A 21785-nucleotide genomic window follows, 5' to 3' on the forward strand; every position below is an offset into this window, starting at 1 on the left:
GGTCTGCGCGGGTGGTACAGACCAGCTTTTCGGATCCTGGCCTAGACCATTTGCAGCGTCAACGCGCGTGATGATTACAAGTCCCGCTTGTTGTCGATCCGTTGCTCGTTCTGGCCCGATCACGTCAATACCTGGGCGGGTATGCCGATTAAGGCTCACTTAAGGTGTCCTTCAGGCCACGTTGAGCAACCGGAGCCTCTCGTTCCGAGGCGGTCGATTCGTCCCGCCATATCCGGATCCGCCCCCGACTTGGTCCAGTCCAACACGGCCGAGTCAAGCGTTGATAACGGCTTGTGCAGACGCTCTTCGATCCCTTGACGCTCGTCATTGGTCCATGCCAATCTCCAGGCGTTGGTCTAAACCAATGGTCTACTCCACCTCGCGGACCGGCCCGCCTGCCCCGGCAGTTCGTGTCCGTGTCATCCGGTGACGTTCCCCCTTACGGCACGACGCAGCTTCAGGGCCCCTGGCCCGGCGGCCCGGTGCCCTACCTTGCTCATCCCTCTGGAGGATGGTTTGAACCGCAAGATCGCAGCCGTGGCCGCTATCGCCACTGTGCTCGTCGCCTCGGCTTGCTCCTCGTCTTCGTCCAGCTCCGGCGGTGACAAGGCCACCCTGAGCAAGGACGGCAAGGGCAAGAAGGTCACCGTCTGGCTGATGCAGGACGCCCAGAAGGGCTGGCCCGAGGTCGTCGAGGCCGCGAAGAAGGAGTTCACCGCGCAGACCGGCGCCGAGGTCGACGTCCAGTGGCAGACCTGGACCAACTACACCACCAAGCTCGACACCGCCCTGCTCTCCGGCAACGCCCCCGACGCGCTGGAGATCGGCAACACCCAGGCCGCCAAGTACATCGAGGCCGGCTCCTTCGTCGACCTGACCTCGGTCAAGAGCCAGTTCGACAACTCGGACAAGTGGCTGGACTCGGTCGCCGCCTCCGGCCAGTCGGCCGACGGCTCCAAGACCTACGCCGTCCCGTACTACGCCGGCGCCCGCGTCCTGATCTACCGCAAGGACCTGTTCGACGCCGCCGGTGTCACCCAGGCCCCGACCACCATCGACGAGCTGAAGGCCGCCCTGACCAAGGTCAAGGCCGCCAACGCCAACGTCCCGAACTTCTCGGCGCTCTACATGCCGGGCCAGAACTGGTACTCCGCCGTCTCCTTCGGCGCCGGCCAGTTCGGCGTCAAGGGCATCATCGCCAAGAAGGACGGCGACAAGTGGACCGGTAACCTGACCGACCCGAAGTTCATCGAGGGCGTCAAGACCTGGAACGACCTGCAGAAGGAGTACTCGGTCGGCGGCACCACCACCGACGAGGCCACCCAGGACGCCCAGATGTCCAAGGGCAACATCGCCGCCATCATCGGCAACGGCTGGGAGGTCAGCGCGGTCGCCGACCCGAAGACCGGCGACCCGGCGCTGAAGGACAAGCTCGCCACCATCGCCCTCCCGGGCCTGGCGGCCGGCACCCCGACCCCGGCGTTCCTCGGCGGCTCCGACCTGGCCGTCCCGTCCAAGGCCGCCAACCCGGGCCTGGGCGCGACCTTCCTGCAGATCTACACCAACACCGCGCAGCAGACCGCGCTCGCCAAGCACGCCATCCCGAACGCCAAGAACCTGGTCGCCGCCTACAAGCAGGCCGACCCGGCGAACAAGGCGACCGGTGAGGCGGCCGAGGGCCTGACCTGGTTCATCCCGAACTCGCCGCTGTGGTCCGGCGCCGACGAGACCGCGCTGAAGAACGCCTTCGGTGCGATCGCCGCCGGTGGCGACCCGGCCACCGAGCTCAAGAAGGCCCAGGAGACCCTCGTCAAGGACCTGAACGGCTGACCCAGCTGATCCGCGGTCGGCCCGGGAGTCCGCTCCCGGGCGGACCACCGCACTGAGCGCCAGTTAGGGGGTGGGCAGTCCGCAATCACGCGGACTGCCCACCCGTGCGCCAGGACCGACCAGAATCGCGGGCCCGGGAAGGACCCTGATGAGTGTGACCACCAACGAGACCGTGAACCGGTCCGAAAAGTCGGGGCCTGCCCCGGCGGGGAAGCCGCAGCGCCGCGGATTCTTCGCGGCCGGCCAGTACATCCCCTACGCCCTCCTGCTGCCTGCCATCGTCGTGCTGGTGGGCGTTCTGGCGTACCCGCTGTTCAGACTGTTCGACCTGGCGTTCCAGAACGTCAACCGGTACGCGTACCTGGTGAACCCGTCGCTGTCGAAGTACATCGGCTTCGAGGGCTTCAGCAAGATCCTCGGCGACCACCAGTTCTGGGAGGTCGTGCTCCGCTCGATCTACTTCACCGCCGAGCTGGTCATCCTCTCGATGGTGCTGAGCATGCTGATCGCGCTGCTCCTCAACCGGGTGTCCAACTGGGCCCGGGTCACCGTCATCACCGTGATGATGTTCGTCTGGGCGATCCCGGCGCTGGTCAACGGCCAGGTGTTCCGCTGGCTGTTCTCCCCCAACGGCGGCGTCGTCGACTACCTGGCCTTCCTGGTCACCGGCGACGAGAGCTGGAAGCACTACGACTGGTTCGCCGACCCGAACGTCGGCCTGTACGTGGTCGGCGCCTCCGTCATCATCTGGGGCGCGCTGCCGTTCCTGGTCCTCGGCCTGTACGCCGCGCTGACCCAGGTCCCGGCCGAACTGACCGAGGCCGCCCGGCTGGACGGCGCCAACGCCTTCCAGGTCTTCCGGCACGTGACCATCCCGGTCATCCGCCCGTTCCTGATGATCTCCGCCGCGCTCAGCTTCATCTGGGACTTCCAGGTCTTCGCGCAGATCTTCTCGCTGCGCAACACCTCGCCCGAGCCCGGCTACTGGACCATCGGCACCTACCTGTACATGAACGGCATCGTCCGCTCCCGCTACAGCGAGAGCTCGGTGATCTCGATCGTGATGATCCTCATGATGCTGGCGGTGCTCGTGTTCTACATCCGCCAGATGCTCAAGATCGGAGCCAACGAGCGATGACCGCGACGACCACGCACCCGTCCGGGCCGCCGGTGGCGCCCGAGGCCCCCAAGCCGAAGAAGAAGAAGGTCAAGGTCCGCACCACGGGCCAGAAGCCGGTGGTGACCGGGATCTGGAACACCCTCGCCATCGGCGTCGCCCTGGTGATGGCCTTCCCGATCTACTGGATGATCCTCACCACGTTCAAGACGAACAAGGACCTGATCGCCCAGGACCCGACCTTCTGGCCGTCGTCCTTCTCGTTCGACAGCTACAAGACGATCTTCGACGACGCCGACTTCCTGCCGTCGCTGCAGAACACCCTGATCCTCACCCTCGGCGCGGTGGTGCTCGGCCTGGTGGTCGGCTTCCTCGCCGCCGTGGCGGTGGCCCGGTTCAACTTCCGCGGCCGGAGCTTCTTCATCGTCACCATGCTGGTGGTCCAGATGGTGCCGCTGCTGGCGATCATCATTCCGCTGTTCGTGGTGATGAACAAGGCCGGCCTGACCGGCTCGCTGCTCGGTGTGATCCTCGCGTACCTGGTCTTCACCGTGCCGTACGTGGTCTGGACGCTGCGTTCCTTCATCGTGAACATCCCGGCGGAGCTGGACGAGGCCGCCATGGTCGACGGCTGCACCCAGTGGGGCGCGTTCTTCCGCGTCATCCTGCCGCTCACCCTGCCCGGCCTGATCACCACCGGCGTCTACAGCTGGATCCAGGCGTGGAACGAGTTCATCGTCGCCAACACCCTGATCAGCAGCGGCGGCGACGGCTCCAAGACCTCGATGATCTGGCTGACCTTCTACTCCACCACCCCCACCCGGGGTGCGGACTACGGCTCGCAGATGGCCGGCGGTCTGCTGGTCTCGCTGCCCGTGATCATCCTGTTCGTGTTCTTCCAGAAGAAGGTGTCGGCGGGTCTCACCGCCGGTGCGGTCAAGGGCTGAGTCCCCTTCCACACCCCAATCGCACCTGAAGCACCTCCACCCCCAGGGAAGGAACCATGGCGATGCCCGGTACGGAAAGCGCCCTGCTCATGCGCGACGCCGGGGCGGTCCTGCAGCCCGGCTTCGCCGGCCTGACCGCGCCCGAGTGGCTGCGCCGCAGACTGGGCGACGGCGAGCTCGGCGGCGTCGCCCTGTTCGGCCGCAACATCCGCACCCCGCAGCAGGTCGCCGCGCTGACCGGTGAGATGTACGCGCTCAACGGCGACGTGCTGATCGCCATCGACGAGGAGGGCGGCGACGTCACCCGCCTCGAAGTGACCAGCGGGTCCTCGTACCCGGGGAACCTGGCGCTCGGTGAGGTCGACGACACCGACCTCACCGAGCGGGTCGCCCGCTCCATCGGGTTCGACCTGGCCGCCGTCGGCGTGAACCTCAACTACGCGCCCGACGCGGACGTCAACTCCAACCCGGACAACCCGGTGATCGGCGTCCGGTCCTTCGGCGGCGACGGCGACCTCGCCGCCCGGCACACCGCCGCGTACGTCCGCGGCCTGCAGTCCGCGGGCGTCGCGGCCTGCGCCAAGCACTTCCCCGGCCACGGCGACACGGCCGGCGACTCGCACCTCGGGCTGCCCCGGATCGACCTCGCCGTCGAACAGTTCGGCCAGCACCTGCTGCCCTTCCGAGCCGCCATCGCGGCCGGCGCGAAGAGCATCATGACCGCGCACATCCTGTTCGACGCCTACGACGCCCAGCTGCCCGCGACCATGTCGCAGCGCATCCTGACCGGCCTGCTCCGCGAGGAACTGGGCTTCGACGGGCTGATCGTCACCGACGGCATCGAGATGGGCGCCATCTCCGGCACCCACGGCGTCGCGGCCGGCTCGGTGCGGGCCGTCGCGGCCGGCGCCGACACCATCTGCGTCGGCGGCGGCCTGCACGACGAGGACGCCTTCGTGTACCTGCGCGACGCGCTGGTCTGGGCGGTCCGCGAGGGCCGGCTCTCCGCCGAACGGCTGCACGAGGCGGCCGAGCGCAACCGGGCGGTGGCCCGCTGGTCCGCCGCCGTGCGGGCCTCGCTGGTCGGCCGGCAGGGCGAGGTCGGCGTCGGCCTGGCCGCCGCCCGCCGGGCGCTGCGGATCACCGGCGAGCTGCGGCCGCTGGCCGGGGTGCCGCACGTGGTCGAGTTCTCCCCCGGCGCGAACATCGCGGCCGGCGAGGACACCCCGTGGGGCGTGGCCGGCCCGCTGGGCGAGCTGGTCCCCGGCACCACCTCCAGCCGGGTCTCGCCGCCGGCCACCGTCACCGAGGGCTCCGGCCTGCTGCATGTGGCGGTCGCCGCCGAGGACGCCGAGATCGACGTCGCCCCGCTGCTCGGCGCGGCGGTGGGCCGTCCGCTGGTGCTGGTGGTGCGCGACGTGCACCGCCACGCCTGGATGCGCCGGGCCGCGCTCGCCCTGGTGGAGCACCGTCCGGACGCCGTGGTGGTGGAGATCGGCACCGCCCACGGGCTGGCCGGACTGTTCGCCCCGCTCGGCGTCACCGCCCTTGCCACGTACGGCGGTTCGCGGGTCTGCGCGATCGCTGCGGCGGAGGCGCTGGCGGGACTCGCGGTGACCGCGGCCGCCACCGGCTGAGACACTCGGGTACGGGCCCGGAACGGGCGCCAGGCGCTCCGTTCCGGGCCCGTCGCATGCCGGTTTGCCCGCAGGCGCTCCCGCTTGCTTCCCCGTGCGTGCAAACATGTGCTGTTACATAGGACTTAGGGGTCCGTTAAGGACCCGTCTCCAACGAGGAGTGAGAGCTGCCATGAGTGGCGACAGGGATTCGGCGGCGCTCGCCGAGGGCTCCACGGTGCCGACCCAGACCGGCCCTGCCACCGCCACGGCCCGGGTGCCGAAGTACTACGGTCTGAAGCGGCACCTGCTGCAACTGACCGAGACCCAGCCGGCCGGCACCCCGGTGCCCCCGGAGCGGGCGCTGGCCGCCCAGTTCGACACCTCCCGCACCACCGTCCGGCAGGCATTGCAGGAGCTGGTGGTCGAGGGCCGGCTGGAGCGCATCCAGGGCAAGGGCACCTTCGTCGCCAAGCCGAAGGTCGCGCAGGCCCTGCAGCTGACCTCGTACACCGAGGACATGCGCGCCCAGGGCATGGAGCCGACCTCCCGGCTGGTCGAGGTCGCGTACATCTCCGCCGACGAGCGGCTCGCCCCGCTGCTGGACATCAAGCCCGGCGGGCGCGTCCTGCGGATCGAGCGCCTGCGGCTCGCGAACGGCGACCCGATGGCGATCGAGGTGGCGCACCTGTCGGCCAAGCGCTTCCCCGCGCTCCGACGCAACCTCGCCAAGCACAACTCGCTGTACACCGCGCTGCGCGAGGTCTACGGCGTGACGGTCGCGGAGGCCGAGGAGACCATCGAGACCACCCTGGCCAACCCGCGCGAGGCCGGCCTGCTCGGCTCCGACCTGGGCCTGCCGATGCTCCAGCTGTCCCGGCACTCCTTCGACGCGGACGGCGCGCCGGTGGAGTGGGTGCGGTCGATCTACCGCGGGGACCGGTACAAGTTCACCACCAGGCTGCAGCGGCCCGCGTCGTAGGCCACCTCCGGCGGGTTCGGAACAACACAGCACGACCAGGCTGCAGCGGCCCGCGCAGGCCACCTCCGGCGGGTTCGGAACAACACAGCACGACGAGGCTGCAGCGGCCCGCGTCGTAGGCCACCTCCGAGCGGCCCGCGCAGCCGGCCCGAACAGCCGTCGCGGAACGATCGGTTGACAGGGTAGTGACACAAGTCACTCCCCTGCCCTACTCTCGCGGAGACCTTTCGATCACCGAAGGTACTGCTCGGCGGACGTACAGCGATGTGCGGTGCGGTGCCAGTGAGGTGACTCCTCGTCATCCCGGGAGCCGCTCGTGTCGTCGTCTCAATCGCCATCCGCGGGCGCACTGCCCGTGGTCTCCCCCGCCCGGGTACTGGCCGGCCTGTGCCTGCTGGTGCCGATCGTGGTGGTGCTGTGGGTGCCGTCGTACAGCAAGACCGATCCGGCGCTCGGCGGCATGCCGTTCTTCTACTGGTACCAGCTGATGTGGGTGCCGCTGTCGGCGGTGTTCACCACCTCCGCGTACCTGCTGCTGCGCCGGGACGAGGCGGCCCGCAAGGCCGTCCCGTCCGTCGCGGTGCAGGTCCCGGCCCAGCCGGACGGGGGTGAGCAGTCGTGAAGCACGTGGACTGGACCGCGATGACGGTCTTCCTGCTGTTCTTCGCCGCGGTCACCGTGATGGGCTTCCTGGCGTCGCGCTGGCGCCGGGCGGACGACGCGCAGCACCTGCACGAGTGGGGTCTGGGCGGCCGCAGCTTCGGCACCTGGATCACCTGGTTCCTGCTGGGCGGCGACCTGTACACCGCGTACACGTTCATCGCGGTGCCGGCGCTGGTCTACGGGGCGGGCGCGGCGGGCTTCTTCGCGGTGCCGTACACGATCATCGCGTACCCGCTGGTGTTCCTGATCCTGCCGCGGCTGTGGTCGGTGTCGCGGGTGCACGGCTACGTGACCACGGCGGACTTCGTGCGCGGCCGGTACGGGTCGCGCGGGCTGTCGGTGGCGGTGGCACTGACCGGCATCCTGGCGACCATGCCGTACGTGGCGCTGCAGCTGGTGGGCATCCAGGCGGTGCTGGACGTGCTGGGCGTCGGCGGCTCCGGGAACTGGTTCCTGCAGGACCTGCCGCTGTTCCTGGCGTTCGGCGTGCTGGCGGCGTACACGTACTCCTCGGGCCTGCGGGCGCCGGCGCTGATCGCCTTCGTCAAGGACACCCTGGTGTACGTGGTGATCCTGGTCGCGGTGATCTACATCCCGATGCGGCTGGGCGGCTACGGGCACATCTTCGACGCGGCGGCGCACAAGTTCACTCCGGACCCGGTGACCCACAAGGCGCCGGGTTCGCTGGTCACCGGGCCGGCCGCGCAGTGGTCGTACGCGACGCTGGCGTTCGGGTCGGCGCTGGCGCTGTTCATGTACCCGCACTCGGTGACGGGCGTGCTGGCGGCGAAGTCCCGCAACACGGTGCGCCGCAACATGGCGATCCTGCCGACGTACTCGCTGATGCTGGGCCTGCTGGCGCTGCTGGGCTTCATGGCGATCGCGGCCGGGGTGGGCAAGGGCGACAAGAAGTTCAACGCGCAGCTGGCGGTGCCGCAGCTGTTCGCGGACATGTTCCCGAGCTGGTTCACCGGGGTGGCGTTCGCGGCGATCGGGGTGGGCGCGCTGGTGCCCGCCGCGATCATGTCGATCGCGGCGGCGAACCTGTTCACCCGCAACGTCTACAAGGAGTTCCTGCGGCCGGACGCCACGCCGGCCGACGAGACCCGGGTGGCGAAGATCGCCTCGCTGCTGGTGAAGGTCGGCGCGCTGGCGTTCGTGCTGGTGATGGACAAGCAGGCGGCGATCAACATGCAGCTGCTGGGCGGCGTGTGGATCCTGCAGACCGCGGTGGCGCTGGTGGCGGGCCTGTTCACCCGCTGGTTCCACCGCTGGGCGCTGCTGGCCGGCTGGGCGGTCGGCATGCTGTACGGCACCTGGAAGGCGTACGGCATCGCGTCGCCGGCCACCAAGCACTTCGGCGGCTCGGCCGCGAAGATCCCGGTGATCGGGGAGGTCGGCTACATCGGCCTGACCGGGTTCGTGCTGAACCTGCTCGTCGCGGTGGTGCTGACGCTGGTGCTGCGGGCCCTGAAGGCCCCGGAGGGGGCCGACGAGACCGCCAGGGCCGACTACTCCGCGGAGGCCGGTGACGAGGCCGTGGAGCGGGCCCCGCAGCCCACGCTGGCGCACTGACGCGTGCGGGGGCGCAACGCGCCCCCGAATGCGCCCTTGGGTCGCGCCGTTGCCTCGATCGACACTGGGGTGACGGCGCGATCATCTGTTATGACAGCCCTTTTCGGGAGAGACCGGGGAGAGACGAGCACCACCGACGCAGCACCGACAACGGGGAGCCACCGCCAATGACCGACCTCACCACGGTACGCAACGGGCACCGCACCCAGACCGACGGCGGGCGGCGGCTGCCGTCGGTCCTGATCGCCACCCGGCACGGCGAGTCCACGGCCAACGTGGAGTTCCGGCACGCGGACGCCAGCGGCGCCCTGACCGTCCCGATCACCTGCCGGGACGCCGACATCCCGCTCTCCATGCGCGGCCAGGCCCAGGCCCACGACCTGGGCCGATGGTGGGCCGCCCGGCCGCCCGCCGACCGGCCCCGCTCGGTGTGGTGCTCGCCGTACGTGCGCACCGCGGAGACCGCGAGAATCGCCCTCGCCCAGGCGTCGGGGCTGGGCGCCGTCCCGGTCGGCCTGCCGATCCGCTACGACGAGCGGCTGCGCGACCGCGAGCTGGGCGTGCTGGAGATGCTCACCAAGGCCGCCATCGAGCGCGACCATCCCGCCGAGGCCGAGCGCCGCCGGCGGATGGGCGAGCTGTACTACCGGCCGCCCGGCGGCGAGTCCTGGCTGGATGTGGCACTGCGGGTGCGCGGCCTGCTGCGCGACCTGGGCGAGGAGGAGGCCGGGCGGCCGGTGCTGCTGGTCGCGCACGACTGCACGGTGCTGATGCTGCGCCACGTGCTGGACCGGCTGGGCGAGGAGGAGCTGCTGGCGCTGCCGCCGGTCGCCAACTGCTCGACGAGTGTGTGGCGGGCCCGCGAGGGCCGGCTGCGGCCGTCCGGCTGGAACGAGACCGCGCACCTGTCCTGAGCGCCCGTCAGGCGGACCGGAGCCCCGCGGTCCGCACCGGGCCGCCGTGGCCGCCGAAGGCCCGCCGGTAGGCCTGCGGGGTGGTGCCGACGCGGCGGCCGAAGTGGTGCCGCAGGGTGGCGGCGTTGCCGAAGCCGCAGCGGGCGGCGACCGCGTCCACGCTCTCGTCGGTGGACTCCAGCAGGCGCTGCGCGAACAGCACCCGCTGGCCGGTCAGCCAGCGGTGCGGGGTGGTGCCGGTCTCCTGCTGGAAGCGCCGGGCGAAGGTGCGCGGGGACATGTGGGCGTGCCGGGCGAGGTCGTCCACGCTGGTCTCCCGGTCGAGGTGGCGGCGCATCCACTCCAGCGTGCCGGCCAGCGAGTCGCCGTCGCCCTCGGGCAGCGGGCGGCTGATGAACTGGGCCTGCCCGCCGTCCCGGTGCGGGGCGACCACCATCCGGCGGGCGATCTCCCGGGCCACCTCGGCGCCCTGCACCTTGCGGACCAGGTGCAGGCAGGCGTCGATGCCGGCGGCGGTGCCGGCCGAGGTGATCACCGGGTCGTCGTCCACGTACAGCACGTCGGGCTCGACGGTGGTCAGCGGGAAGCGCTCGGCCAGCAGGTCGGTGTACCGCCAGTGGGTGGTGCTGCGGCGGCCGTCGAGCAGGCCGGCGGCGCCGAGCAGGAAGCTGCCGGAGCAGATCGACAGCGCGTACGCGCCGCGCGCGTGGGCGGCCCGCAGCGCCTCGCACAGCGCCTCGGGGTACTGCTCGCGGATGCCGGTGGCGGTGGCGATCACCAGGTCCGCCTCGGCGAGCCGCTCCGGGCCGTACGGGACGTGGACGTCGAATCCGGCGTGGGTGCGCATCGGGCCGGGCCGGTCGGCGACCAGGCCGAACTCGTACACCGGCAGGCCGGTGTCGCTGCGGTCCAGGCCGAACACCTCGCAGGCCACCCCCAGCTCGAAGGGGTGGATCTCCTCCATCACGATCACCGCGACGTTCTTCAGCATCCGCCCAGCATGGCAGTGGCAGGATTTCGCGGCAACGGTGCGTTCCTGCCACTCGTGACGGGCGGCCGGTGCGCGGAGAGTGGGGGCCATGACCTCCACGCTCGCCCTGCTGGGCCTCCTCGCCGGCTTCGGACTCCTCGGCGTCCTGGTCGGCCGGGACCTGGACCGCAACGCCCGGCACGGCCGGGACGACCGGCACCGGCCGACCGGCTGGCCCTTCGACCCGGACCTGGCCGACCCGCGCCGGACGCGGTCCGGCACACTGTCCGGATGCACTCCCCGATCGTCCGCCGCGCCCTCGACCACGACCTCGCCGGAGCCGGGGAGGTCAGCGTCGAAGCCTTCGTCGGCGACGGCCACACCCGTCCCGGCTCCGGCTACGTCGAGCTCCTCCGGGACACCGCGCGCCGCAACCGGGAGGCCGAGCTGCTGGTCGCCGTCGACGGCGACGGGGCGGTCCTCGGCTGCGTGACGTTCGCCGCAGGCGGCACCCCCTGGGCGGACATCGCGCTCCCGGACGAGGGCGAGATCCGGATGCTGGCGGTCGGCGCGGCCGCCCGCGGGCGCGGCGTCGGACGGGCGCTGGTGGGCGCGGCGATCGACCGCAGCCGGGAACTCGGACTGGCCGGGATGGCGTTCTCCACCCGGCCGGAGATGACCGCGGCGCACCGGATCTACGATGCTCTGGGCTTCCTCCGCACTCCCGAACGGGACTGGGAGGCGGCCCCCGGCATGGATCTGATGGTCTACACGATGCGGTTCTGAGGCCCCTCGGGCGCGGTTTCCGTTGTCTACGCGCGGCACCACGACGCGACACGCGCTACTACATCTGGTGCCGCCAGCTCCAGCCGCCACAACATGTATGCTCGACCTCGCTGTCGAAGCAGGGGAACCCGGTGAAAGTCCGGGACTGCCCCGCAACGGTGAGCGGGCTGTAGCGACGCCCGCGCAGTCCGAGGACCTGCCGACGGTGTGCGACACGGCATCCCCGCAGACGCCATGCAGCACTGTTTTGCCGTCCGGCCTCGCGGGCGGGCCGGGGGTGGGTCTTTCGCGCGCCGTTCGATCGTTGTCGGCGTGCCGTCCTCCCCTGCCGCACGCGTGCCGTCGGACACCTCGATCCACGTCCGTCGCCGCCACAGGAGAGAGTGCGCCTTGACCGTCGCCGCCTCAGTCACCCTGCCGTCCCAGGGATCCGCCGACGCCTTCACCGACCCCGGTGCGGCGCTGCTTCGGCTGCTCACCGACCGCAGCACCGACCTCCCCCAGGTGGACCCCGGCCACGTCGCCGCCGCCGCGCTGCGCGGCCGCCACGCCGGCTCGGACTTCGCCGAGCTGCGCGGGCTGGCCGTGGAGGCCGCCGCGTCGATGATCGCCGAGGACCCGCAGTACTCGAAGCTGGCCGCCCGCCTGCTGGCCATGGAGATCGCCGACGAGGCCGCCACCCAGGGCGTCACCTCGTTCTCCGCCTCGATCGCCGTCGGCCACGCCGAGGGCCTGATCGGCGACGCCACCGCCGAGTTCGTGGCCGCGCACACCGCGCTGTTCGACTCGCTGATCGACGCCGCCGGCGACGACCGCTTCGAGTACTTCGGCCTGCGCACCGTGCAGTCCCGCTACCTGCTGCGCCACCCGATCACCCGCAAGGTGGTCGAGACCCCGCAGCACTTCCTGCTGCGCGTGGCGGCGGGCCTGGCGGTCGGCACCTCCGAGCAGTCGGTGCTGGAGGTGGCCGAGCTGTACAAGCTGATGAGCCGCCTGGAGTACCTGACCAGCTCCCCGACGCTGTTCAACTCCGGCACCCGGCACCCGCAGATGTCCTCCTGCTACCTGCTGGACTCGCCGCTGGACAACCTGGACTCGATCTACAACCGGTACGCGCAGATCGCCCGGCTGTCCAAGCACGCCGGCGGCATCGGCCTGTCCTACTCCCGGATCCGCTCCCGCGGCTCGCTGATCCGCGGCACCAACGGCAAGTCGAACGGCATCGTCCCGTTCCTGCGCACCCTGGACTCCTCCGTGGCGGCGGTCAACCAGGGCGGACGGCGCAAGGGCGCGGCCTGTGTGTACCTGGAGACCTGGCACGCCGACATCGAGGAGTTCCTGGAGCTCCGCGACAACACCGGCGAAGAGGCCCGGCGCACCCACAACCTGAACCTGGCGCACTGGATCCCGGACGAGTTCATGCGCCGCGTGAACGCCGACCAGGACTGGTCGCTGTTCTCCCCGGCGGACGTGCCCGAGCTGGTCGACCTGTGGGGCGCCGACTTCGACGAGGCCTACCGCAAGGCCGAGCTGGCCGGCAAGGCCGTGCGCACCATCCCCGCGCAGACCCTGTACGCCCGGATGATGCGCACCCTGGCGCAGACCGGCAACGGCTGGATGACCTTCAAGGACGCCTCCAACCGGGCCGCCAACCAGACCGCGCTGCCGGGCCGCACGGTGCACTCCTCGAACCTGTGCACCGAGATCCTGGAGGTCACCGACGACTCCGAGACCGCGGTCTGCAACCTGGGCTCGGTCAACCTGGGCGCGCACGTCGCCCCGGGCGCCACGGCCGACGACCTGATCAACGCCATGGACTGGGACCGCCTGGACGCCACCGTGCGCACCGCGGTGACCTTCCTCGACCGCGTGATCGACATCAACTTCTACCCGACCACCGAGGCCGGGACGTCCAACTCCCGCTGGCGCCCGGTCGGCCTTGGCGTGATGGGCCTGCAGGACGTCTTCTTCAAGCTGCGGCTGGACTTCGACTCCGCCGAGGCGAAGCAGCTGTCCACACTGATCTCCGAGCGCATCATGCTCACCGCGTACGAGCGCTCCGCGGACCTGGCCGAGCAGTTCGGCCGCCACGAGGCGTACGGCGAGACCCGCGCGGCCCGCGGCCAGCTGCACATCGACCACTTCGGAGCGGCCGCCCCGCAGTGGACCGAGCGCTGGGACGCGCTGCGGGTCCGGATCGCCGAGACCGGCCTGCGCAACTCGCTGCTGCTGGCGATCGCCCCGACCGCGACCATCGCGTCCATCGCCGGCGTCTACGAGTGCATCGAGCCGCAGGTGTCCAACCTGTTCAAGCGCGAGACGCTGTCCGGCGAGTTCCTCCAGGTCAACCCGTACCTGGTGCGCGAGCTGAAGGAACTCGGCGTCTGGGACCAGCAGACCCGGGACGAGCTGCGCGAGGCCAACGGCTCCGTGCAGGACTTCAAGTGGCTGCCGGAGAACGTCCGTTCGCTGTACCGCACGGCGTGGGAGCTGCCGCAGCGCGCGCTGATCGACCTGGCCGCCGCCCGGCAGCCGTACATCGACCAGAGCCAGTCGCTGAACCTGTTCATGGCGGCGCCGACCATCGGCAAGCTGTCCTCGATGTACGCGTACGCGTGGAAGGTCGGTCTGAAGACCACCTACTACCTGCGTTCCCGTCCCGCGACCCGGATCGCCCAGGCCGCGTCGGGCGCCGCCCGCACCGCCGCCCCCGTGCCGGTGCAGACCCCGACCCTCAGCCAGGCCGAGCAGGACGCCATCGCCTGCTCCCTGGAGAACCCCGAGTCCTGCGAGGCGTGCCAGTAATGAGCTCCGAAGACCAGAAGAAGATGCTGCTCGACCCGGGCTTCGAGCTGACGCTGCGTCCGATGCGCTACCCGTCGTTCTACGACCGCTACCGGGACGCGATCAAGAACACCTGGACGGTCGAGGAGGTGGACCTGCACTCCGACGTCGCCGACCTCGCCAAGCTCTCCGAGGGCGAGCGGCACATGATCGGCCGGCTGGTCGCGTTCTTCGCCACCGGTGACTCGATCGTGTCGAACAACGTGGTGCTGAGCCTCTACAAGCACATCAACTCGCCGGAGGCGCGGCTCTACCTGTCGCGGCAGCTGTTCGAGGAGGCCGTGCACGTCCAGTTCTACCTGACGCTGCTGGACACCTACCTGCCCGACCCGGAGGACCGCAACGCGGCCTTCGCCGCGGTGGAGAACATCCCCTCCATCGCGCAGAAGGCGCAGTTCTGCTTCAAGTACATGAACGCGGTCGACCACATCGACTCGCTGCAGAGCAAGGAGGACCGGCGGGCCTTCCTGCTGAACCTGATCTGCTTCGCGGCGTGCGTCGAGGGCCTGTTCTTCTACGGCGCGTTCGCCTACGTGTACTGGTTCCGCAGCCGCGGCCTGCTGCACGGCCTGGCGACCGGCACCAACTGGGTGTTCCGCGACGAGTCGATGCACATGGACTTCGCGTTCTCGGTGGTCGACACCGTCCGCGAGGAGGAGCCCGACCTCTTCGACGACAAGATGGCCCAGCAGGTCACCGAGATGCTGGAGGAGGCCGTCGAGGCCGAGCTCCAGTTCGCCCGCGACCTGTGCGGCGAGGGCCTGCCCGGCATGAACACCGAGTCGATGCGCCAGTACCTGGAGGCCGTCGCCGACCAGCGCCTGGCCCGGCTCGGCCTGCCGATCCGCTACGGCTCCACCAACCCGTTCGGGTTCATGGAGCTGCAGAACGTCCAGGAGCTGACCAACTTCTTCGAGCGCCGGGTCTCCGCGTACCAGGTCGCCGTGGAGGGCTCGGTCTCCTTCGACGACGACTTCTAGGAGACGCCCGAGGCGTCGTCAGTGGCCAAGGGCCGCACCCCGGTTGGGCGAATTCCAGGGGTCGTAGCAACACGATGATCAACTGGCTGTTGCCAGGAGCCTAGCGAAGCGCTCGGCTGGGGTCTCCCAGCCGAGCGTTTTGCGTGGGCGGCTGTTGAGTTCGGCGACGACGGTGTCCAGGTCCTCGCGTGTGTAGCGGGACAGGTCCGTGCCCTTCGGGAAGTACTGCCGCAGCAGGCCGTTCGTGTTCTCGTTCGACCCGCGCTGCCATGGACTTCCCGGTTCGCAGAAGTAGACGTCCATCTCCGTGGCGGCGCTGAACTGGTGATGCAGGTGCATCTCGGAGCCCTGGTCCCAGGTCAGGGACCTTCTGAACTGATGCGGCAGCGTCGAGACGGCCTCTATGAGCGCGTCGCGGACCTGGGCGGGCTGGCGGCCGTCCGGGAGATGGACCAGGACAAGGAGCCGGCTGGAGCGTTCCACCAGCGTGCCGATGGCGGACTTGTGGGCCTTGCCGATGATGAGGTCGCCCTCCCAGTGGCCAGGGACGGCCCGGTCGTCGACCTCGGCGGGCCGCTCGCTGATCATCACCATGTTCTCGGCCATGCGCGGCTGACGCTTGGCGGACTGACGGTGCGGGCGGCGCATGGCGCGGCCTGTGCGGAGGGAACGGGACAGGTCGCGTCGGAGGTCCCCGCGCTTGCGGGAGTAGAGGGCCTGGTAGATCGTCTCGTGGGTCACGTGCATGTCCGGCCGGCCGGGGAACAGCTGCCGCAGGATGTGACTGATCTGCTCCGGACTCCAGCGGCGTTCGAGGCGGGCCTGGACGAACTCGCGCAGTTCGGGGTTCCGGCCGATCTTGCCGGCCTTGGGACGGGGCCTGCGGGCATCCGCCCGGGCCTGGGCGGCATGGGGCCGGTAGGCGAACCTGCCACCCGTCCAGTGGGAGCCGTTGCGGCGTATCTCCCGGCTGACGGTTGACGGGCTGCGGCCCAGTTCGGCGGCGATCTGGCGGATCGTGGCGTTCTCGCGCAGCCGGTCGGCGATGTGGAGGCGCTCGGACTCCCGCAGGTAGCGGGAAGGGCCGGCCGAGGACAGCTCCCGGTGTACCGGGGGTGCGGTCCTCGGCCGGCCCTTGTACGCGTTGCGCCCGTTGCGCCAGGTGATGCCGGTCCTCCGGTTGACGCCCACGATTCGGCACGCCTCGGAGTTGTTGAAGCCCTGCTGCATGAGCTGGAAGTATGCCGCCCGCTCAGCGGTCAGCTTCCTCCGACCCTGAGGGCCCCGGTCCTCCCGGATCTGATAGTCCATTGCATCCCCTGAGCTGGGATGTTGCAACGACCACTAGAACTTAAGTTGCCGGGGTGCGGCCCTTGGCCGTGCGCCTCCACGGAGGCGCCGCGGCCACCGGACCGAACAGTTGGCTGAACGTCCGGGACGACTACAAGGCGAAGGGCGACGGCACGACCGACGACACCATCGCGATACAGGCGGCGATCGACGCGGGCGCCCAGGGTTCCACGGTGTACTTCCCGCCGGGCCGCTACCTGCTGAGCCGGCCGCTGCTGGTGACCGAGGGGGTGACCCTGCGCGGGGACTGGGCGCCGCACTTCGCGCCGCGCACCGGCATGACCGCCTCGTACCTGTTCCCCGGGCCCGGGTTCGACGGCTCGGCGCTGATCACCGTCAACCGCCCGACCGCCTCGGTGCCGCAGGACTACGAGAAGTCGGCACTCAGCGGCGGGGTCCGGCTGAGCGGCCTGGCCCTGAACGGGATGAAGCAGTCCAACGCGGCCGGCGGCCCGATCGACGCGGTCGTGCTGGCGGCGGACGTCCGCGACGTCGCGATGGAGCGCGTCACGGCCTGGCACTTCACCGGCAACGGCATCACCACGGGGGGCGCCGGCGGCCTGCAGTTCCACCAGGTGGTGTGTTCCACCAACGACGGGCACGGCTTCGCCACGAACGGCGGGCGGATGCTCGACGCCGACCTGCACGAGTGCTACGCGCAGGGCAACGGCGGGCACGGCTTCGCACTGCCCGCCCCGAACGCGGTGGTCCTGACGGGCTGCCGCTCGGAGTGGAACGCCGGGCACGGCTACCTGGTGACCGGCGACTGCGCGTCCCTGGTCCTGGCGGGGTGCTTCACCGACCGTTCCGGTCTGGACGGCTACCACGTGGCCACCGACGCCGGCGCCCACCCGGTGCAGCTGCTGGGCTGCCTGGCCAAGCGGGACGGGAAGCTCCAGCAGGCCGGATCGGCGGGCTTCTCGGTCACCGGCGTGCCCACCGCGCCGGGCGGCGGCGCGCTGCTGACCGGCTGCTCGGTGTACACCGGCGTCGACGACGACGGCTCCGGCGTCCGCTCGCCCGCGTACGGCGTGGCCACCGCGTCGCTGGCCTCGTTCCACCTGGTGGCGGTGACCGGCGGCCAGTTCATGGGCGCCGTCGCACCGTTCCGCGACCAGGCCGGGTCGATGGTGCGGCACAGCGGGGCCACGGGCATCACCGACCCCGGCCAGGCGGGCGGCGGCTGGCAGCAGGACCGCTCCGACACGCACGTGCTGAACGGCGCCAAGGGCACCAACCGCGACCTGCAGTTCTGGACCCGCGGCTCGGCCCCGCGGTGGACGCTGCGGGTCGACTCCGCCCCGGAGTCCGGCGGCAACAGCGGCTCCGACCTGCGGCTGCTGCGCCACGACGACAGCGGCAACGCCCTCGACTCCCCGTTGGCCGTCGACCGCGCCACCGGCCTGGTCGCCCTCGGCCAGGGCCTGCGGGTACGGGAGGGCGCCGGCGCGCGCCTCGGCACCGTGACGCTCTCCGGCGGGCAGGCCCAGGTCAACACCACGGCGGTGACCGCGAACAGCCGGATCCTGCTGACGATCCAGCGGCCGAGCGGCACCACCTCGGGCGCCGTCTGGGTGACCGACCGCGCGGCGGGCAGCTGGTTCAAGGTCCAGGGCGCGCCCGGGGACAACTCGCTGGTCGCCTGGATGATCGTCGAACCGGCCTGACCCGCACGCCGGGGGCCGCACCTTCGGGTGCGGCCCCCGGCGGAGGAACTGGTGCCGCGTCAGTCGTTGGGCACCGTGGCGTACTTCGGGGTGCCTTCGGCCATCTGCCGCAGGGCGCTCTTGCGGTCGCGCTTGGAGAGCCGGTCGATGTACAGGTAGCCGTACAGGTGGTCGGTCTCGTGCTGGAGGCAGCGGGCGAAGAAGCCGGTGCCCTCGACCCGGATCGGGTTGCCGTGCTTGTCCTGGCCGGTGACGGCGGCGTAGTCGGGGCGGGCCAGCTCCTGGTAGGCGGTGGGCACCGACAGGCAGCCCTCCTGGCTGTCGTCCAGGGTGCGGCGGCCCGCGGGGAGCTCCTCCAGCACCGGGTTGACGACGTGTCCGACGTGGCGGACGCCCTCGTCGTCGGGGCAGTCGTAGACGAAGACCTTCAGGTCGACGCCGATCTGGTTGGCGGCCAGGCCGACGCCCTCGGCGGCGTACATCGACTGGAACATGTCGTCGACGAGGGTCGCGAGGTCGTCGTCGAAGGCGGTGACGGTCTGCGTCTCGCGGTGCAGCACCGGGTTGCCGACCACGGTGATCGGGCGGGCGGTGCCCTTGCCCGGGTCGGGCAGTTCGCCGACCACCCGCTGGACGTCGCCGTCCTGGTGCTCGTGGTCGTGCTCGTGGTCGTGGTGCTCGGCCATCGCTTGCTTCCGCTCCGTCCGCGTCCGGCTGGTGTACCGGTCCAGGGTACGGGGCGCGGCGGCGCACGGGGGTACCTCCCGGCCCCCTTACGGCCCGGGGAGGGTCAGCACACCTCTTCGAGGTCCCGGTAGGCGCGGGTCGCCGGGGACGCGGCGGCCCAACGTTCCAGCAGGGTGCGGACCAGCCCGGCGGGCGCGGCGATGCCGCATTCGCGTTCGATCTGCCAGGGGCCGCCGGCCGAGCCCTGGCTGAGGTGGCTGAGGTGGCCGGGGTGCAGCGGGTCGCCGTCGTCGTGCGGGTCGTGGTGCGCGGTGTGGCCGTCGTCGATGGCCATCCGGCTCTCCGAGCAGGTCCGACACAGCAGCCGCACCGAGGACGTCCAGTCCTCCGCGGCGTACCCGGCGTCGGCGACGGTCTTCTCCAGCGCGTCCCGGTCGGCGGCGGTGGCGGCCTGCAGCAGCACCACCCAGGTCGGCACCGGCGAGGGCGCCCACAGCTCGATCTCGTCGAACACCGGGTAGGCGACGCCGTCGGCGACCCGCTCGCCGTGCGGCGCGCCGTCGTGCAGCACCACCTCGCCCCAGCGGCGGCCGGAGGACGGCAGCGGGATGGACAGCACCTCGATCCGCGCCGGGTCGAGCCGGCGGCCCCACACCACCTCGGACTCGCCGTCCGGGGACAGCCGCACCGGGGTGGTGCCGAGGTCGAGCTCGATCGGCCCGTCCGTGCCCGGCCCGCCGGGCAGCCGCAGCCCGTACGCCTGCCAGGCGCGGCGGGCCAGCGGCCAGTCCTGCAGGGCGGTGGCGGTGATGCCGAGGTTCCACCAGTCCGGCGCGCCGTGCTGGCGGTCGAGCAGCGCGACGGCGCGCAGGCCGGCGCTGCGGGCCTGCTCCCAGTCGCGGCGGAACTTGTGCAGCAGGGCCAGGTTGAACCAGGAGTCGGACAGCCACGGCTCCAGGTCGGCCGCCATCACCAGCAGCGCCCCGGCGTCCTCGTAGCGGCCGTCGCCGATCAGCGTGAACGCACGGTCGGTGGTCTGCCGCCAGGTCGCCGACGGACGGTGCCGTGCGCGGTGGAAGATCCTCACGTTGGTCCCTTGCCGTCGGTCGTCACCGGGTCGCCCCGCCTCCGGGTCTTCCCGCCACGACCGCATCCAACCACGCCCGCCGCGGGCTGCGCGCCCCGCGCGGCCATTCAGGCCGCGGGCCGCGGGGCTCATCGGGCCGCGAACCGGCAGCGGGCCGCGCGGTGGCCGCGGCGGCCGAGCCGGGCGAGCGCGTCCAGCACCACCGGGTCGTAGCCGCGGCCGGCGTCCAGCCGCAGGTGGTCGAGCGGGTCGAGGGCGCCGGCCCGGGGATGGTCGGCGGCGGCGGTGCGCAGGTCGTCGTGCGCGTTGGCGACCCGGATGATCCGGGAGGCCAGCGGCAGGGTCGGGTCGTGCCGGCCGTCGTCGAGCCGGCACGGATCGGCGAGCCGGGCGACCTGCTGCCACACCTGCCGGGGCACGCCGGTGCGCCGGATCACCTCGCTGCCGAGCCGGGCGATCCGCTGCTGCTCGTCGTCGGGCAGCAGCGCGGTCGCCCCGCCGGGCACCGGCTCGACCAGCGACAGCTGGCCGATGTCGTGCATCAGCGCGGCATATTCCAGCAGCGTCAACTCACGGCTTCCGAGCCCGAGTTCGCGCCCCAGCGCGCACGCGGTGTCGGCCACCCGGCGGGCGTGCCCGGGCGTGGTGTAGCCGGCGATCTCGGTGGCCCGGGCGAGCGTCTCGATGGTCTGCCCGGTGGTGGCCCGCACCTCCACGGCCCGCCGGAACGAGGCCTGCGCGAGCAGCAGCGGCACGCAGAACACCGGAAGCGCCCACAGCCCGGCCTCGCCCGCCAGCAGGCTGAGCAGCAGCCCGGTGGCGACCTGCGCGGAACCGATGCCGAGCAGCGCGTGCAGCTGGTCGTCCAGCGCGGCGCTGTACCGCAGCCCGGTGCGGGCCCGCTGCTGCCCGGCCGCCAGCACGGCGTCGCCGAGCGCGGCCAGCGCGGCGACGGCCGCCAGCAGCGCCCCGTACGCGGGGCCGGGCAGCCGGTCGGTGGCGCCGGACTCGTACAGCGGTTGGAACAGCAGTGCGGCGAAGGTGACGGTGACCAGCCGGCGGGCGGCGGCGTCCAGCCCGCCCAGCGGGCTGCGCGGCCGGCGCCGGACGGCGGCCAGCGCGGCCCGCCCGGCCAGCTGCGCGACGAGCCCGGCGGCGGTGCCGATCGCGGTGACGGCGGTGGCCTGCAGCACCCCGTGCCCGGTGGGCAGTCCGTGCAGCGGCCCGAGCAGCGCGTACGCGAGGGCGACGGCGGTGGCCACCGGCGCCGGCTCGCGGTCGCCGGGCAGCGCGGGCCCGGCGCACTGGCCGAGCGCGATCAGCGCGGCGAACGCCAGCGCCACCCGGGCCTGGTTGGCGCCGACGGCGAGGGTGTGCGCCAGCGCGCAGCCGCCGAGCAGGACGGCCGCGCCGTGCAGCAGGTCGGCCGGGCCCGGCCGCCGGACGGTCATGTCGTCCCGCCGGCCGGCAGGCCCTGGCCGGACTGCTGCGGCATCCGGGCCGGCTCGGGCACGCCGAGCGGAATGTCCGGCACCTCGCCGTCCCAGCCGCCGGGCGGCGGCGGCTCGGGCTGCCAGCCGTGTTCGGCGACGGCCTCCACCAGGGCCTGCACCATCACCGGGTCGAACTGGCTGCCGGCGCACCGCTCCAGTTCGGTGACGGCCTCCTGGACGGGACGGCCGCGCCGGTAGGAGCGGGTGGAGGTCATCGAGTCGAAGGCGTCGGCGACCGAGATGATCCGGGCGAACTCCGGGATCCGGTCGCCGGACA

Annotated in this window: 18 protein-coding genes and 1 riboswitch; of the genes, 12 read left to right on the forward strand and 6 right to left on the reverse strand. The window is 71.5% G+C overall.

Translation table 11 applies throughout. The features are described 5' to 3' along the window. The first annotated feature begins 537 nt into the window (after positions 1-537). The 8 genes from IEZ12_RS05190 to IEZ12_RS05225 all read left to right on the forward strand — a co-directional run bounded on the left by IEZ12_RS05190 (position 538) and on the right by IEZ12_RS05225 (position 9644). Positions 538-1830 carry an extracellular solute-binding protein gene (locus IEZ12_RS05190; RefSeq protein ID WP_229847256.1) on the forward strand — a complete coding sequence of 431 codons (1293 nt, stop codon included), beginning with the start codon at positions 538-540 and terminating at the stop codon, positions 1828-1830. Between the two features lie 148 nt (positions 1831-1978). After that, the gene (locus tag IEZ12_RS05195; protein WP_229847257.1) at positions 1979-2968 is read left to right on the forward strand and encodes a carbohydrate ABC transporter permease; all 990 of its coding nucleotides are present in this window, start codon (positions 1979-1981) and stop codon (positions 2966-2968) included. Continuing rightward, the gene (locus IEZ12_RS05200) at positions 2965-3894 is read left to right on the forward strand and encodes a carbohydrate ABC transporter permease (RefSeq protein WP_189271013.1); all 930 of its coding nucleotides are present in this window, start codon (positions 2965-2967) and stop codon (positions 3892-3894) included. Before IEZ12_RS05195 ends, IEZ12_RS05200 begins: the two co-directional genes overlap by 4 nt. Positions 3895-3956: 62 nt before the next feature. Continuing rightward, complete coding sequence (locus tag IEZ12_RS05205) at positions 3957-5531, forward strand: glycoside hydrolase family 3 protein (RefSeq protein WP_189271014.1); 1575 nt, start codon at positions 3957-3959, stop codon at positions 5529-5531. A gap of 172 nt (positions 5532-5703) precedes the next feature. After that, positions 5704-6492, forward strand: a complete 789-nt coding sequence (locus IEZ12_RS05210; RefSeq protein ID WP_043915968.1) for a GntR family transcriptional regulator — start codon at positions 5704-5706, stop codon at positions 6490-6492. 316 nt (positions 6493-6808) lie between these two features. Continuing rightward, positions 6809-7114, forward strand: coding sequence for a DUF3311 domain-containing protein (locus IEZ12_RS05215; protein ID WP_308430995.1), 306 nt, complete (start codon positions 6809-6811; stop codon positions 7112-7114). 20 nt (positions 7115-7134) lie between these two features. Beyond that, positions 7135-8730: a monocarboxylate uptake permease MctP gene (mctP, locus tag IEZ12_RS05220; protein WP_189271123.1), complete on the forward strand. Its 1596-nt coding sequence runs from the start codon at positions 7135-7137 to the stop codon at positions 8728-8730. Positions 8731-8897: 167 nt separating this feature from the next. After that, positions 8898-9644: a histidine phosphatase family protein gene (locus IEZ12_RS05225; protein ID WP_043915967.1), complete on the forward strand. Its 747-nt coding sequence runs from the start codon at positions 8898-8900 to the stop codon at positions 9642-9644. Positions 9645-9651: 7 nt separating this feature from the next. On the opposite strand, the gene IEZ12_RS05230 is transcribed toward IEZ12_RS05225, so the two are convergent. Next, on the reverse strand, positions 9652-10635 hold the full coding sequence (locus IEZ12_RS05230) for a helix-turn-helix domain-containing protein (RefSeq protein ID WP_189271015.1): 984 nt from the start codon (positions 10633-10635) through the stop codon (positions 9652-9654). Positions 10636-10905: 270 nt separating this feature from the next. Between IEZ12_RS05230 and IEZ12_RS05235 the strand changes: the two genes are divergently transcribed. From IEZ12_RS05235 to IEZ12_RS05245, 3 genes are all read left to right on the forward strand, one after another. Continuing rightward, a complete protein-coding gene (locus IEZ12_RS05235) occupies positions 10906-11400 on the forward strand; it encodes a GNAT family N-acetyltransferase (protein WP_189271016.1) in 495 nt (164 codons plus the stop codon). Between the two features lie 91 nt (positions 11401-11491). Next, positions 11492-11618: riboswitch (cobalamin riboswitch) on the forward strand. A gap of 172 nt (positions 11619-11790) precedes the next feature. Further along, positions 11791-14205 carry a ribonucleoside-diphosphate reductase subunit alpha gene (locus IEZ12_RS05240; protein WP_189271017.1) on the forward strand — a complete coding sequence of 805 codons (2415 nt, stop codon included), beginning with the start codon at positions 11791-11793 and terminating at the stop codon, positions 14203-14205. Continuing rightward, positions 14205-15224, forward strand: a complete 1020-nt coding sequence (locus IEZ12_RS05245) for a ribonucleotide-diphosphate reductase subunit beta (protein ID WP_043915963.1) — start codon at positions 14205-14207, stop codon at positions 15222-15224. Before IEZ12_RS05240 ends, IEZ12_RS05245 begins: the two co-directional genes overlap by 1 nt. 78 nt (positions 15225-15302) lie before the next feature. Here the strand turns inward: IEZ12_RS05245 and IEZ12_RS05250 are convergent, their stop codons facing one another. Beyond that, positions 15303-16535, reverse strand: a complete 1233-nt coding sequence (locus IEZ12_RS05250) for an IS30 family transposase (RefSeq protein ID WP_189271018.1) — start codon at positions 16533-16535, stop codon at positions 15303-15305. A gap of 68 nt (positions 16536-16603) precedes the next feature. On the opposite strand from IEZ12_RS05250, the gene IEZ12_RS05255 reads away from it, so the two are divergent. Next, a complete protein-coding gene (locus tag IEZ12_RS05255; RefSeq protein WP_308431000.1) occupies positions 16604-18241 on the forward strand; it encodes a right-handed parallel beta-helix repeat-containing protein in 1638 nt (545 codons plus the stop codon). A 59-nt stretch (positions 18242-18300) separates the two neighbouring features. Here the strand turns inward: IEZ12_RS05255 and def are convergent, their stop codons facing one another. From def to IEZ12_RS37730, 4 genes are all read right to left on the reverse strand, one after another. After that, on the reverse strand, positions 18301-18927 hold the full coding sequence (def, locus tag IEZ12_RS05260; RefSeq protein WP_189271020.1) for a peptide deformylase: 627 nt from the start codon (positions 18925-18927) through the stop codon (positions 18301-18303). Between the two features lie 104 nt (positions 18928-19031). Next, positions 19032-20015 carry a tetratricopeptide repeat protein gene (locus tag IEZ12_RS05265; RefSeq protein ID WP_043915960.1) on the reverse strand — a complete coding sequence of 328 codons (984 nt, stop codon included), beginning with the start codon at positions 20013-20015 and terminating at the stop codon, positions 19032-19034. 128 nt (positions 20016-20143) lie between these two features. Next, positions 20144-21466, reverse strand: coding sequence for an HD-GYP domain-containing protein (locus IEZ12_RS05270; RefSeq protein ID WP_189271021.1), 1323 nt, complete (start codon positions 21464-21466; stop codon positions 20144-20146). Next, the coding region (locus IEZ12_RS37730; protein ID WP_373295435.1) for an HD-GYP domain-containing protein at positions 21463-21785 on the reverse strand (323 nt) is incomplete at its 5' end. The genes IEZ12_RS37730 and IEZ12_RS05270, both read right to left, overlap by 4 nt.

Origin of the sequence: Kitasatospora griseola, assembly GCF_014648555.1 — a bacterium.
In the GTDB taxonomy this organism is placed as follows: Bacteria; Actinomycetota; Actinomycetes; order Streptomycetales; family Streptomycetaceae; genus Kitasatospora; species Kitasatospora griseola.